This window comes from Streptomyces sp. NPDC043738 (genome assembly GCF_056436545.1).
Genome location: NZ_JBWKCJ010000036.1, coordinates 14,504 through 28,421, shown reverse-complemented (window position 1 = coordinate 28,421; position 13,918 = coordinate 14,504). Strand labels below are relative to the sequence as shown.

Genomic DNA, 13,918 nt, shown 5'->3' with positions numbered 1-13,918 from the left:
CGGGCGGCACGTTGCTCAGGATCGATCCTGGCGTGGTGGCGGGTTCGGCGGATTCACCGGGACGGTCCGCGTGGCGGACGACGGTGCGGATGCCGTGTCGTCAGGGGCGGCGGAGGAGGCGGGCGCGGTCGTGCCGTCGCCGGCAGCCGCCCCGGAATCCCCCGAGAGGCCGAGGCGCAGCAGGACCAGATGCGCGATGTCGGTGATGGTGCCGCCGCTGCGCAGGAGTTCCATGGGCGGGATGTCGATGTCGAAGCGCCTGCGGACGGAGACCAGCAGCTCGGCGATCATCAGTGAGTCCAGGCCGTACTCGTCCAGCCGCCGATGGTGATCGAGTTCCTCGGCCTCCATGTGCAGGACCTCGGCCATGAGATGCGCGAGCGCATCGGCCACGGCGCGCGACGCGTCCTGGACGGACATCGCCGCGAGTGCCCGCAGGATCTCCTCCCGGGTGTAGTCGGCTTCCTTCATGTGTTCGGGGCACAGCAGGGAGAGCCGGGGCGCCGCGAGACCGGGCAGCAGACGGCGCATGCGCCCCCAGTTGTAACGGCCCACACCCGCCACTCCCAGGCCACTGCCCGTCAGCAGATCGGCGGCGGTGAAGGCCTCGTGGAGCGATACGGGTTCGATCCCGGCGACGGCGAGTGTCTGTGTCAGCTCGTTGCGGGCGACATAGCCGGCTTCGCCGATGGCGCCCCAGGCGATCGCCTGCCCAGTGGCCCCGCGGCCGCGGCGGTGACGGACCAGGGCTTCCATCCAGAGGTTGGCCGCGGCGTAGTTGGCCTGGCGGATGTTGCCGAGGACGGTCGTGCCCGACGAATACGTCAGGAACATCTCCAGCTCACGTCCGTCGAGGAGGTGGTCCAGCACCATGGCACCCGCCGCCTTCGGGGACAGCGCGGCCGCGAACCGTTCGTCGGTGAGTTCGGTCAGCAGATCGTCCTCCAGCCGCATCGCGCAGTGGGCGACGCCGCGCAGCGGGTGGCCGCCCGCGTCGATGTCCTCGACGACGCGCCGCATGGCCGGGAGGTCGGTCACATCGGCGGCGTACGCGGTGGCCCGTACGCCGCGCGCCGCGAGTTCGGCCAGCACGGCCGGGGCCTCGGGCGCCTGATCGCCGCGGCGGCCGACCAGCGCGAGGTGGCGCACGCCCCGCTCGGCGAGCCAGCCCGCGCTCGCGGCGCCGAAGCCTCCGAGGCCTCCGGTGACCAGATACGTACCCTCAGGGTCCGGGCGCGGCGTCGGCACGCGCCGTTCGACGGGGACGGGTTCGTCCAGCGGGTCGAATGCGACGACGACCTTGCCCACGTGGCGGGAGTGCTGCAGGAGCTGGAACGCCTCGGCCACGCGTGCGGCGGGATACACACTGTGCGGAAGCGGGCGGTACGAGCCGTCGCGTACGCGTTCGGTGACGGCCGCGAACAGCGCGGCACCGTGGACGGGGTCGAAGGCAAGGGTGCTGAGGTCGACGCCGAAGAAGGCGATGTTGTTGCGGAAGGGGCGCAGGAGCAGCGGTTTGTTCTCGTAGATGTCGCGCTTGCCCAGCTCGACGAACCGGCCGCCGGGGCGCAGCAGTTCCAGGCTGCGCGTGATCGCCTCGCCCGCCAGGGAGTTGACGACGACATCGACCCCCTGCCCGCCGGTGGCCGCCATGACTCCGGGGACGAACTCCAGGCTGCGGGAGTCCAGGACGTGCTCGACGCCCAGGTGCCTCAGCAGTTCCCGCTTCGCGGGAGTGCCCGCGGTGGCGATCACGCGGGCCCCGCACCTGTGCGCGTACTGGAGGGCGGCGAGCCCGACTCCGCCCGCGCCACCGTGCAGCAGTACCGTCTCCCCGGCGCGGAGCCGGGCCAGTCGGTCGAGGCTGTAGTGCACCGTGGCGAAGGCGACGGGCAGGGTGGCGGCCTCGGTGAAGCCCGTCCCTTCGGGGATGTGTCCGAGGGCCTGGTGGGCGGTGACGGTGTGCGAAGCGAGGGTGGCGGGCGCCAGTCCGTACACGCGGTCGCCGGGCCGGAAGCCGGTGACGTCCGGGCCGACGGCGGTGACGATGCCGGCACACTCCAGGCCGAGGCCCGTTTCGCTGTACGTCCCTTCGATCGCCTCGGTCGGCAGCAGTCCCACCGCCTGCATCATGTCCCGGTAGTTCAGGGCGGCCGCCCGTACGGCGACGGCCACCTGCCCGGGGCCCGGCGTGACGGGCGTGTTCTCCACCCATGCCAGCCGGTAGGAGAGCCCTGGGGAGCGCACGTCCAGCGCGAACGCGTCCGCGACCGGTGCGGCCGCCTTCGTCGGGCCGGCGGCGGGCACCGCCAGCTCACGGGGCACGAATCTGCCGCCACTCGCGGTGATCACGACTTCGGTCTCGGCATGGTCCGAGAGGAGCTCGCGGGCGACACGGCGGGCGTTGGCGGTGAGGGTCTCGCCGCCGCGGTCCAGTGAGACGGCGCGGACGGACAGCCGTGGTTCCTCGTTGGCCAGGGCCCGCGCGATGCCCCACACGGCGGCGTCCTGGGGCGACAGGGCACGCTCGGGCGGGGGCAGTGCCCCGCTGGGGCGGGTCACCATGGTCAGGGAGGCATGTCCGCCGTCCGGGAGGTGGGCGCAGGCAGCGGTGACCGCACGCATGAGGGCGGCGCGCCGGGTCGCCCGTACCACCGCCCGCGCGGGGTCCGGCCGGGCGTCCTCGCCCAGGATGACGCAGACGTCCGCCCCGTCCGCCCCGAACTCCGCCGCCCAGTCGACGGGGCCTTCCGCCAGCAGGCGCACCGGTGTTGCGCCGCCGCCGTCCGGCGGTGGCACAAGCGCCGCGACGCTCCGTGCGAAGCCGAGCTCCGCGGCCGTCTCGGCGGCGACGACCCACCGGCGGCCCGGCCGGCCCGCCGGGAGCGGCGGCGCCACGACCGTGCGCCTGGGGGCGGCGGCGAGGAGCACGGAGAAGTCCCCGCGGCAGGGGTCCGTGTCGTCGCCGGTGCGGACGATGTCCGTGAAGCCGCACCGCTCCAGCAGAGCGGGCCACCGGTCCGCGGGCAACAGCGGGGAATCCGGGCGCTCTTCGACGTCGGCGCGGTCCCAGAAACCGTCCAGGGTGCCGAAGTAGGGCGCCAGCAGGTACGGATCGTGGCTCTCGATCCCCAGCAGCAGTCCGCCGGACGCCAGCAGGGTCGCGACGCGGCGCACCGCTGAGGCGAGGTGCTTCGCGGTGTGCAGGGCGTTGGCGGCGATCACGAGGTCGAAGCCCGCCTCGGACAGCCCCTGGCCGGCCGGATCGGCATCGAGGTCGAAGGGCCGGTAGGCGACGAAGTCGTATGCGGCGAAGCGGCGTTCGGCGCGCGCCAGGAAGCCCGGTGAGACATCGGTGTACACGTACTGGGTACGCTCCGCCGGCAACAGCGGAAGCAGGGCCGCGGTCATGCCGCCGGTGCCCGCCCCCACCTCCAGGACGCGCAGGGGCCGGTCGGCGGGCCATCTGCGTACCGTCTCCCGCAGGAGGGCTTGTGCGACCCGGTTGTGGAAACGAAGGGTGACGGCCGTGTCGTAGAGCTGCTCCACGTCGGTGAGGATGCCGTCGGACACCAGGGTTTCGAGGGGGTCCCGGCCGTCGCCGGTGAGCACTTCCCGCAGGCCGCTGATGGCCAGCCGGCTCTCGACGGACGCCTGCGGGAAGTCCAGGGTCAGCCGGCGCAGCAGCTCCCGGTCGTCGAAGGCCGGCCGCGTGAGCCTGAGCCGTTCGCCGTCCTGTTCCAGCAGTCCGTGCCGGACGAGTTCGGGGATCATGCACATGAGGTAGGGCCTGCGCCGGGGGGCCATGCCCGCGGCGATGAGGTCGGCCACCTCGAAGGGGGCGGTGACGTCCGTGAGCAGGTCCGCGACGACGGCCGCGTGGCGATGGGCGGCGGCCCGTTTGAACAAGGCCACGAACCGCGCATAGCCGCTCTCGTGCCCTTGCTCGCGGGGGGACCGGTGGATCTCGTGCCAGTCCGCGCGGAGCGCGGCGATACGGCCGGCGGCCGCCGCCGCGATGTCCGAAGGGGCCGCGGGCGGCTCGCCCACGGCCGGTTCGCAGCCGCCGGGCAGGGCGCGCATCTCCGTGTGATGCGTGGTCAGCATCGTGCGGCCGGCGGCAGCGAGCCTGCGCTGCCGGCAGCGCAGCAGTTCGACGCTGACCGTTCCGTCCTGGTCGGTGACGACGATGTCCCAGCACGCCTCACCCGCCGAGAACGCGCGCTGCCGGACATGGATCCACCCGGTCGCAGCCGGCGTGCGCCACACGCGGACGGCTCCGACGGCGGCCGGCAGATACACCGTGCCGGCCGCCACGTCCGCTCCGATCAGCGGCGCGCCCGCCTGCAGTGCCCCGTCCAGCAGGGCGGGGTGCGCCACGTACTCCTCGCCGGGCGCCTGGTGCCGGTAGGCCGCCAGTACCTCGCCGTCGCCCACGTGCAGTTCGCGCAGCACCTGGAACGCGGGTCCGTAGTGGAGACCGGCGCGCTCCACCGTCTCGTAGTGTTCCGCCCCGCTCACCGGGTGCGGGCAGCGTGCTCGTACGCCGGGGACGTCGAGGTCCGCCGGCGGCCGGCCGACCAGGGCCCGGACCCGTGCGCGTACGTGCTGGCGCGGCCGTCGGGCCTGCGCGTCGGTGCTGGTGATGCTCACCAGACCGTCGTCCGGGGTGACGGCCAGCTGGACGCGGACACTGCAGGCCTCCGCCCAGGGCACGACCAGGGGGCGGGTGATCTCCAGACAGTCCACTTCCGCCGCCGTGTCGAGGGTGAGGCGGCCGGCGGCCATCGCCATCTCCAGGTAGGCCGTCGCGGGGAACACGACCGAGCCCGCCAGCCGGTGGTCGGCCAGCCACGGCGCCAGCGCGGGTTCGACGGCCCCCTGCCAGGTCGGTATCGGGGACGGCAGCCGCTCGCCCAGCAGCGGATGATCCAGTTCGCCCGAGCCACTGGTGCGCAACCAGGTCTGCGGGGTGCCACTCCAGTGCCGCTCGCGCTGCCACGGGTACGCCGGCAGTTGCGCCACCCGGCCCCGCCTCGGGAAGTACCCGCTCCAGTCCAGCCGGGCGCCTTCGGCCATGAGCGTGGTCACGGCATGGTGGATCGCGTCCTGCCCGTCGAGACCGCGCCGCAGTGTCGCCGCCACCGCGATCACCGTCCGGGGGCGGGAGTTGGCGATCCGGCGCAGATACGAGCTCAGGACGGGGTGCGGCCCGATCTCCACGAGGACGTCCACGCCGTCGTCGAGCGCCCGTTCCACCGCCGAGGCGAACCGGACCGGCTCACGGACGTTGCGCCACCAGTAGTCCGCGTCGAGGCCGCGGCCCTCGATCCGGCCACCGGTCACGGTCGAGACCATCGCCACCCTCGTGGCCGCGGGCCGCAGGCCGGCCAGCCCGCGGCGCAGCGGCTCCTCGACCCCGTCCATCGCCGCGCTGTGGAAGGCGTAGTCCAGGTCGAGTTCCTTGCAGCCCACACCGCGCCGCGTCAGCTTCTCGGCGAGTTCCCGCACGGCGGCCGCCGGTCCGGCGACCGTCACATCGCGGCCGCTGTTCACCGCCGCCACCTCCACCCCGGGGAAGGCGGCCACCGCCTCCTCGGCCTCCGCCGGCGGCAGCGCGACGGCGGCCATCCGGCCGCTGCCCGCGGTGGCCGCCTGGCAGTGGCTGCGCTCGGCGATCACCTGGGCGGCCTGCCGCAGGTCGAGCGCCCCGGCGACATGCGCGGCGGCGACCTCCCCGACACTGTGCCCCAGCACACTGTGCGGGCGGACGCCCCGTTCCTCCAGCATCCGCACCACGCCGACCTGTACGGCGAACAGCAGCGGCTGGGCGATCTCCGTGCGCCCGAGACGCGTTCGGTCCGCCGGCACGGTGACCTCCTCGGTGACCGACCAGCCCAGCAGCGGGGCCAGGGCGGCGTCGACCGCCGCCAGGGCCTCGCGGAAGGTCGCACTGCCCGCGAGGAGATCGGCCGCCATGCCCGCCCACTGTGAGCCGTTGCCGGAGAAGACGAAGGCGATCCGCCCATGGCGGACGGCCCGGACGGTGGTACCGATCGAGCAGTCGCGCTCGCGCGGGGCAGCGGCGAGCCCGCGCCGCCCCGGCTCGCCCGTCGTGGGCGGGGCGTCCGCCGCTTCGCCGGGGCCGGGCCGCGGCCCGGCGAGAGCGTGCAGCCGCTCGGCGGCGACGCGGCGAGAGGCCACTACGGCCGCGCGGTGCGGGTGCGTACCGCGGCGCCGGCAGGTGGTGTAGGCGATGTCGTAGAACTCCCGCGGGGTGGCGGTCCGCAGCCGGTCGGCGAGCAGCGACGCGGCCTCGACCAGGGCCTTCGGCGTGCGTGCGGAGACGATCACCGGGTACGCCGCCTCCGCGTGCCCCGCCGCCCCCTCGGCACCGGAGCTCTCCGGTGCGGCGGGCGGCGGTGCCGGCGAAGAGGTCAGCACGGCATGGGCGTTGGAGCCGCCGAAGCCGAAGGAGTTGACTCCGACGACCGGCCGGTCGACAGCGTCCACGGGCCGGCAGCGGGTGACGGGGGCGAGGTTGAGCCCCGCGAAGTCGATGTCGGGGTTGGGCGGACAGGTGTGGAGGGAAGGCGGGATCATCCCGTGCCGGAGCACGAGCAGCGCCTTGAGCAGCCCCGCCATCCCGGAAGCGGGCTCCAGGTGCCCGACGTTGCTCTTGACCGAGCCGATCGCCAGTGCCCCGCCGGCTCGCCGCATGCCCAGCGCACGGCCGACGGCCCGGCATTCCAGCGGGTCGCCCACCAGGGTGCCGGTGCCGTGGGCCTCCAGGTAGACCAATTCGTCCGGCGCCACGCCCGCCCGCGCGTACACCGAGCGCAGCAGGTCCTCCTGCGCGTCCGCGTTGGGCAGCGCGAGTCCCATGGTCCTGCCGTCGCTGTTGGACGCGGTGCCCAGGATGACCCCGTGGATCCGGTCGCCGTCGGCCACGGCGTCCGCCAGCTTCTTCAGGACGACGAGGCCACCGCCCTCGGCGCGTACGAACCCGTCGGCATGCGCCGAGAACGCGGCACATCGGCCGGTCGGCGACAGCATGGCCGCCTGCGAGAACCCCACGTAGTGGTACGGGCTGAGCAGCGCGTTGACACCGGCCGAGAGCGCCACCCGGCTGCTGCCGTCGAGCAGGGTGCGACAGGCCCGGTCCAGAGCCACCAGGGACGAGGAACAGGCGGTGTCCACCGCCATGCTGGGACCGTGCAGGTCGAAGAAGTGGGACAGCCGGTTCGCGGCGATCGAGGACGCGCCACCGGACATCGTGTACGCGTTGACGGCCTCCGGCATCCCCATCTGCAGGGCACCGTAAGAGGTGTCGGACACCCCCACGTACACAGCCGCATCAGAACCCGCCAGTCGTTCGGCGGCGATACCGGCGTCGTCCAGTGCCTCGACGGCCAGTTCCAGCAGCAGCCGGTGCTGGGGATCCATGTGAGCGGCCTCCTTCGGCGAAATGCCGAAGTAGGCCGCGTCGAAACCGGCGATGTCGGCAAGGAATCCGCCCGCGGCCGTGTAGCTCTTGCCGGCACGTGGCATCGACGTGTCGACGAACCGACGGGCCTCGAAGCGGTCCGCCGGCACTTTGCCGACCACCTCACGGCCCTCCTGAAGAGCGACCCACAATTCGTCGAGATCATTGATGCCGCCCGGCAGGCGGCAAGCCGCCCCGACGACCGCGATCGCCCGGTCCGGTGGCACTCTCTTGTCGTCAGGCATGAACTACCCACTTTCCTCCAGGGAGACCAGCGGCCTGCGGTCACCATGGCTGAGGAACTTGGTGTAGGAATTCGGAGAGATCGCGTATTGCGCGTCCATGCTTTCGGGCACTCGTCACATGAGCCGGTGCGCTGATCCCGGCATGGAAGAGGCGCCGAGGAGACCCGTCACCTCATGAAGTCACACCTCCGGCATTCCGTCAACGGCTCGTGCCCATTTCGACGTGAACGGCTCGAAGGCCGGGCGCGGGCGCCCTTTTCGCGCGCGCCGCCATCGAATTGAACAAATGCGCTGCGCCAATTCATTCGAAACCTCGTCGCCCCGCGGATTCTCGTGCGCTCCGGCTGACCGAATGGCTCGCACGACTTCCCCGGACAACTCATGCACCACGACCGCCCGCCCACTACTACGAGCCCCATCCGCACCGCTGAGAAACTCTCACCAAATCCGTTGAGGGAATCCGCAGGGACATAGGAGAACCGGCAACTCCCGCCATTGGTCGTATACCGCTGGTAAGTCGACTGCCCTACGCTCGTATTCGTCCCGGTGCTTTCTGGCGTGGTGAGCATTCCAGCGGCTTCAAGGGACCGGAGAGGGGCGCGCCATGGCGGAGCTGACGGGCGAGCACGTACGAGTGGCGGTGATCGGATCCGGATTCGGCGGCCTGGGCGCGGCCGTACGGCTCCGCCGCGAGGGCGTCACCGACTTCGTGGTACTGGAGCGGTCCGACTCCGTCGGCGGCACCTGGCGGGACAACGCCTATCCCGGCTGCGCCTGCGATGTGCCCTCTCACCTGTACGCGTTCTCCTTCGCCCCCAACCCCCGGTGGCCGCGCACCTTCTCCGGGCAGCGGCACATCCGCGCGTACCTGGAGCACGTCACCGACACCTTCGGGTTGCGCCCGCACATCCGTTTCGACTGCGAGGTCCACGCCCTGCGCTGGGACCCCGGTGCACTGCACTGGGAGATCGACACCGCTCGGGGGAGGCTGACCGCCGACCTGGCCGTCTGTGCCACCGGCCCGCTGTCCACCCCCAAGGTTCCGGACACTCCGGGGCTGGAGACGTTCCCCGGCAAGGTCTTTCACTCCGCCCGCTGGGACCACGACTACGACCTGCGCGGCAAGCGCGTGGCGGTGATCGGCACCGGTGCCTCCGCCGTTCAGATCGTGCCGTCCATCCGCCCCCAGGTACAGCGGCTCACGCTCTTCCAGCGCACTTCGCCGTGGGTGCTGCCGCGCCTGGAGCGCAGGATCGGCGGTGTGGAGCAGTGGCTGCACGAGAAGGTGCCGGTGGCGGGAGCGCTGCGGCGGGCCGTGCTGTGGGGCGTACGGGAGCTCCAGGTCGGCGCGTTCACCAAGCGGCCGCGTGAACTGGGCATGATGGAGAAGGTCGCCCTGTGGCACCTGCACCGGGCCGTCAAGGACCCGGCGCTGCGGGCCGTGCTGAGGCCCGGTTACCGCATCGGCTGCAAGCGCATCCTGTTGTCCAACACCTACTATCCGGCGCTCGCCCGTCCCAACGTCGACATCGTCGCCTCAGGGCTGCGCGCGGTGCACGGCTCCACGCTCACCGCGGCCGACGGCCAGCGGGCCGAGGTCGACGCGATCATCTTCGCCACCGGATTTCACGTCACCGACACACCGATCGCTCGGCGCACCACCGGAGCCAGGGGCACCACGCTCGCGGAGGAGTGGCGGGGCGGCATGGCCGCGCTGCGCGGTGCCAGCGCGGCGGGCTTCCCGAACTTCATGACGATCATCGGCCCCAACACCAACCTGGGCAACAGCTCGATGATCCTCATGATCGAGTCCCAGCTCAACTACCTGGCCGACTACGTCCGGCAGCTCGATCTGCACAACGACGCGTCAGGCGATGGGCGAGGAAAGGCCGCGCTGGACGCCCGTCCTGCCGCGGTGCGCGCCTACAACGACCGGCTCCAGGAACGCATGCGGCGCACCGTGTGGAACACCGGAGGCTGCGACAGCTGGTACCTGGACGGGGCGGGCCGCAACACCACGGTCTGGCCCGGCACCACCTGCGAGTTCCGCAAGGCCACCCGGCGGGTGAACCCGGCCGAGTACGAGGTCCTGCGCATCCCGGCACCGCCCGGCTCATGACGAGCAGGGCCGGCACTCCTGCCGGGTGTCGGCTGACGGGCCGGCGACCGTGGTGCGGGCCGCGTGACCGCGTCGGCGGCGCAGGACCAGACTTCGAGCAGGTCCGGCGGGGTGTGGCGGCCCTCGGGCCGGGCCGCCCCGGTCATCGCCCCCATCGACGCCCGCGCACAATAGGGCGGTACGGCGCTGTCACCCGAGTGCAGCGCACCAACGGGGAGTCGACATGGCAAGTACGCACAGCGAGGCCGCCCTCGTGCTGGTCGTGGTGGTCGTGGGTCTGGTGGTGCGACGGCAGCTGCGCACCCGTCCGGTGCGGCGCATCGGCTCGCTGATCGCCCCCGTGCTCCTGGGGTGCCTGGGCGTCGCGGGTATCGCCTTCGGAATCTTCTCCGTCGCCGAGGACCACCCGCTGACCGTGCTGCCCGTCATCCTCCTCGCGGCAAGCCTCGCCGTCGCGGCGGGGTTCGGTGCGGCCAGGGCGCGGACCGTCCGGGTCTGGCGTGACCCTCAGGGCGTGGTGCTGCGCAAGGGAACGTCGGCCACCACCGGGCTGTGGCTGGCGTCGGTGTGCGCGCACACCGGCCTGGGACTGTGGATCGACCACGAGGCCGGGGCCGGGGTGCTGGGGACCGTGTCCCTGTACGCGTATCTGGCGATCGGCCTGGGCACGCAGAACCTCTTGGTACGCGGGCAGGCCGCTGCGCTGTGAACGGGGGCGCAGGCGCGCGCGAGCGATGAGCGCGCCGCAGTCGGCGGGGGTGGTCCGGCCGGGCGGGGGCGACGACCGAACGCCTTCGGTGCACCGCAGACCTGGGGAGCTGGGCGGAGCTGCCTCGCGAAGGTGAGCCGCGCCCGGCAGCTCCGTCGCGTGGGGGAGAGGAGAGACCGCTCCCGCGGGCGATCACGCAATGCCGTCCGGTGACCAGGATTGACGGCGCACAGCAGCCCGACGCGGGCGACACCGCCGCCTGTACTCCGGAGCCCACCATGCGCGAACTGCCCCGCCGCCGGACCCTCGCCCCCATCCCCTGAAGCCGACAGCCGACAGTCGACAGCCGGCATGACGAGCGGTTCCCAAGGTGCCGCCGGCCGCGGCGGACTTCCCCAACTCCCTTCGCCATGCCACGGTTTGACCGCAGAATGGCACGGCCGCGTAGATCGCACGTGGCGCATGCGGACAACAGCACAGACGGGGGACGCGCATGGGGAGTGACGCCGCATGGCCGGAATGAAGCTCTACTCACTCGAATCCAACGACCCGCGGCGGCTCGGCCCCTACCGGCTGCTGCGGAGGATCGCCACGGGCGGCATGGGCCGCATCTACCTCGCCCGTCAGGAGGCGCCGGGCACACCCGCCAGCGCCGCCGGGCCCACCGGAACCGTCGTGGACCACGGGCTCGTCGCGGTCAAGACGCTCCTCGCCGAGGGGATCGTGAGCAGGCCGGACCGGGCGCGGTTCGCCCGCGAGGTGGAGCTGGCGGGGAGGGTCGACAGTGCGTACACCGCCACGGTGCTCGACGCAAACGCGAAGGCGGACCGCCCATGGCTCGCCATCGAGTTCATACCGGCCCCCAACCTGGCCGAACTCGTCGTCAGCGCCGGCACGTTGCCCGTCGACGCGGTACGCCGGGTCGCGGCCGGGGCCGCCCGGGCGCTGGTCGAGCTGCACGGCCTGGGGGTCGTCCACCGGGACGTCAAACCCCTGAACATCCTGCTGCCCCACGACGGTCCCCGACTCATCGACTTCGGCATCTCGCACGCCCACGACCACACCAGCTCGACGACGACCATCGGCACCTTCGCGTTCACGTCGCCGGAGCAGGCGTGCGGCAAGAGGTCCACCGCCGCGTCCGACATGTACTCGCTGGGTGCCACGCTCTTCTTCCTCGCGGTCGGCCGCCCGCCGTACGAGCAGACCGACCGCTCCATCGGGGTACTCGCCCTCGTCCAGCGCGGCGAACTCGACACCAGCGGGCTGCCGCCGGAACTGGAACCGCTGATCCTGCCCCTGCTGGAGGTCGACCCCGGGAGGCGTCCCGAGCCGTCCGACGTGCTGCGGGACCTCCTCGCCGACCTCGACCAGGTGGCCGCGGACGGGGGCGCCGAGCGGTGGCTTCCGGCAGCATGGACCGCGCTGATCGAGGAGTACGCCGAACAGGGGCGCCAACTGCGCGACGGAACCGTGGACTTCGACGCGTCCGAAGCGCCGACGGAGCTGAAGCCCGACGGCGTCCCGGAGGGTTCGGACGAGGCGATCAGCGAGATGCGCGAGCAACTGGAGGCGCTGCGCAAGCAGCGGGACGCCTTGGTTCGGGCGCAGGCCGAGGAACAGGCGGAGGCGGAGGCGCGGGAGCAGGCGCGCCGGGAAGAGGAGGAGCACAGGCGCAGGGAACAAGCACGGAGGGAAGAGGCAGAACGCAGGGAGCGGGAGCGCAAGGAACAAGAGAGGAAGAAGAGGGAGCAGAAGGAAGAGGAACAGAAGGAGCGCGAGCGGAAGGAGAGGGAGCGGAAGGAAAGGGAGCGGAAGGAAAGGGAGCAGAGGGAAAGGGAGCAGAGGGAGCGCGAGCGTAAGGAGAGGCAGCGCAAGGAACGCGAGCGCATGGCGCGCGAGAAGACCGCGACCTCCACCAAGAACAAGAGCACCGGCACGAGACCGACCCCCACGGCCCCGCCGAAGTCCGCAGCGACCAAGAAACCCACCACGACGTCGAGCTCCTCGGAAGGCTGGGGCGGCGGCCTGCTCCTGGTGTTCCTCATCATCGGGGTCCTGATCTGGCAGCCCTGGGACAACAAGAGCGACGACACCCCGACAAGCAGCCCCACCCCGCGGTTCACCCTGTCCAGCAGCGGCGGAAGCACCAGCGGCCTCGGTGGCAGCGACACACTCGGTGACAGCGACACCGACAGCTCCTCCAGTTCCGGCGGCTCCTCCAGTTCCTCCAGTTCGTCCGGCGGCGGCTCCGACGACACCGCGACCGAACCCGAACCCGAGCCGGAGACCAGTTCCCCCGAGCCCGACCCCACCGAGGACGCCTTCAAGGCCGTCTCGGCCGGGGACTGTCTGGACGTCGTCGACACCGGGTACGGCGGTCTCAGCAGGTACGACTGGAGCGAGAAGGAGCCGAACACGACGTCCTGCGGCTACGGGACGCGCGTGAAAGTCACCGGCACCACCGACGACTGCGCGTCCGGGGTGGGCAAGGCGACCTGGTCGTACTATTCCACCAGCAGCGGCGAGCGGACGGCGCTCTGCCTCACCGGCCAGTACCGCCAGGGCGACTGCCTGCTCGCCAAGCACGACGGCAACTACGTCAGCAGCATCGCGATGCTGTCGTCCCCGAACTGCACGGACCGCAGGGTTCCCGCCGCGTACAACGAGATCCTCGTCGTCACGGACGTCTACCGGGCGACGGCGGGTACCGGCACCGAGGTCTGCCGCCACGGGCAGTACGACCCCAACACGTACTGGTCCACGAAGGTGGACGACGGCGCGACGCTGCTGTGCCTGAAGGCGTACGACTGAGCGCCCGGCCCTCGGCCGCCCCTGCCGCCGGCACGGTCATCGCCGTTTCAGCGCGATTTCAACCGCTGTGGTCAGCGTCGGCGCCGTTCGGCGCAGGCACGAATCTGCTGGAGGCAGCCGAGGAGACGCACCGTCGCGACCCGAGCGCACGCCTGGCGATCGTCGGCTACTCCCAAGGCGCACAGGTCGCGGACGTGGTGCTCCAGAAGATCGCCGACAACGCGACCGACATCCCGCGTTCGCAGGTCAACGGCGTGCTCTACGCCGACCCGATGCAGCCGGGCACCGGTATCGCGGCCCGTGTGCCGAAGGGCTGGAGCGCGCTCGGATTCACCTCCCCCGGCGCCGGGCCTGAGGAGTTCCCGGGCGTTCCGGTCGAACGGTTCTGCATCCGCGGCGACGGGGTGTGCGACGCGACATCGGTCGACTCCGTCCTCGGCTGCTTCACCAAGAGCGCTCCTTGGACATTCCGCCGATGGAGTTCCCCACCCATGGTGGGGAAAGCGCATTGCGTACGGGGGTGTTGACGGTTTGGATCGTCAAGA

General features: G+C 71.9%; 5 protein-coding genes. 4 read left to right on the top strand and 1 reads right to left on the bottom strand.

The features are described 5' to 3' along the window. Window positions 1–15: 15 nt before the first annotated feature. The gene (locus tag AC0680_RS32950; RefSeq protein WP_478636200.1) at window positions 16–7,731 is read right to left on the bottom strand and encodes an SDR family NAD(P)-dependent oxidoreductase; all 7,716 of its coding nucleotides are present in this window, start codon (window positions 7,729–7,731) and stop codon (window positions 16–18) included. Between the two features lie 604 nt (window positions 7,732–8,335). On the opposite strand from AC0680_RS32950, the gene AC0680_RS32945 reads away from it, so the two are divergent. The 4 genes from AC0680_RS32945 to AC0680_RS32930 all read left to right on the top strand — a co-directional run bounded on the left by AC0680_RS32945 (window position 8,336) and on the right by AC0680_RS32930 (window position 13,900). Beyond that, window positions 8,336–9,850: a flavin-containing monooxygenase gene (locus AC0680_RS32945; protein WP_478636197.1), complete on the top strand. Its 1,515-nt coding sequence runs from the start codon at window positions 8,336–8,338 to the stop codon at window positions 9,848–9,850. A gap of 223 nt (window positions 9,851–10,073) precedes the next feature. Next, the gene (locus AC0680_RS32940) at window positions 10,074–10,559 is read left to right on the top strand and encodes a hypothetical protein (RefSeq protein WP_478636195.1); all 486 of its coding nucleotides are present in this window, start codon (window positions 10,074–10,076) and stop codon (window positions 10,557–10,559) included. 510 nt (window positions 10,560–11,069) lie between these two features. Continuing rightward, on the top strand, window positions 11,070–13,373 hold the full coding sequence (locus tag AC0680_RS32935) for a serine/threonine-protein kinase (protein WP_478636193.1): 2,304 nt from the start codon (window positions 11,070–11,072) through the stop codon (window positions 13,371–13,373). Further along, on the top strand, window positions 13,352–13,900 hold the full coding sequence (locus tag AC0680_RS32930; protein ID WP_478636190.1) for a cutinase family protein: 549 nt from the start codon (window positions 13,352–13,354) through the stop codon (window positions 13,898–13,900). Before AC0680_RS32935 ends, AC0680_RS32930 begins: the two co-directional genes overlap by 22 nt. Window positions 13,901–13,918 lie beyond the last annotated feature (18 nt).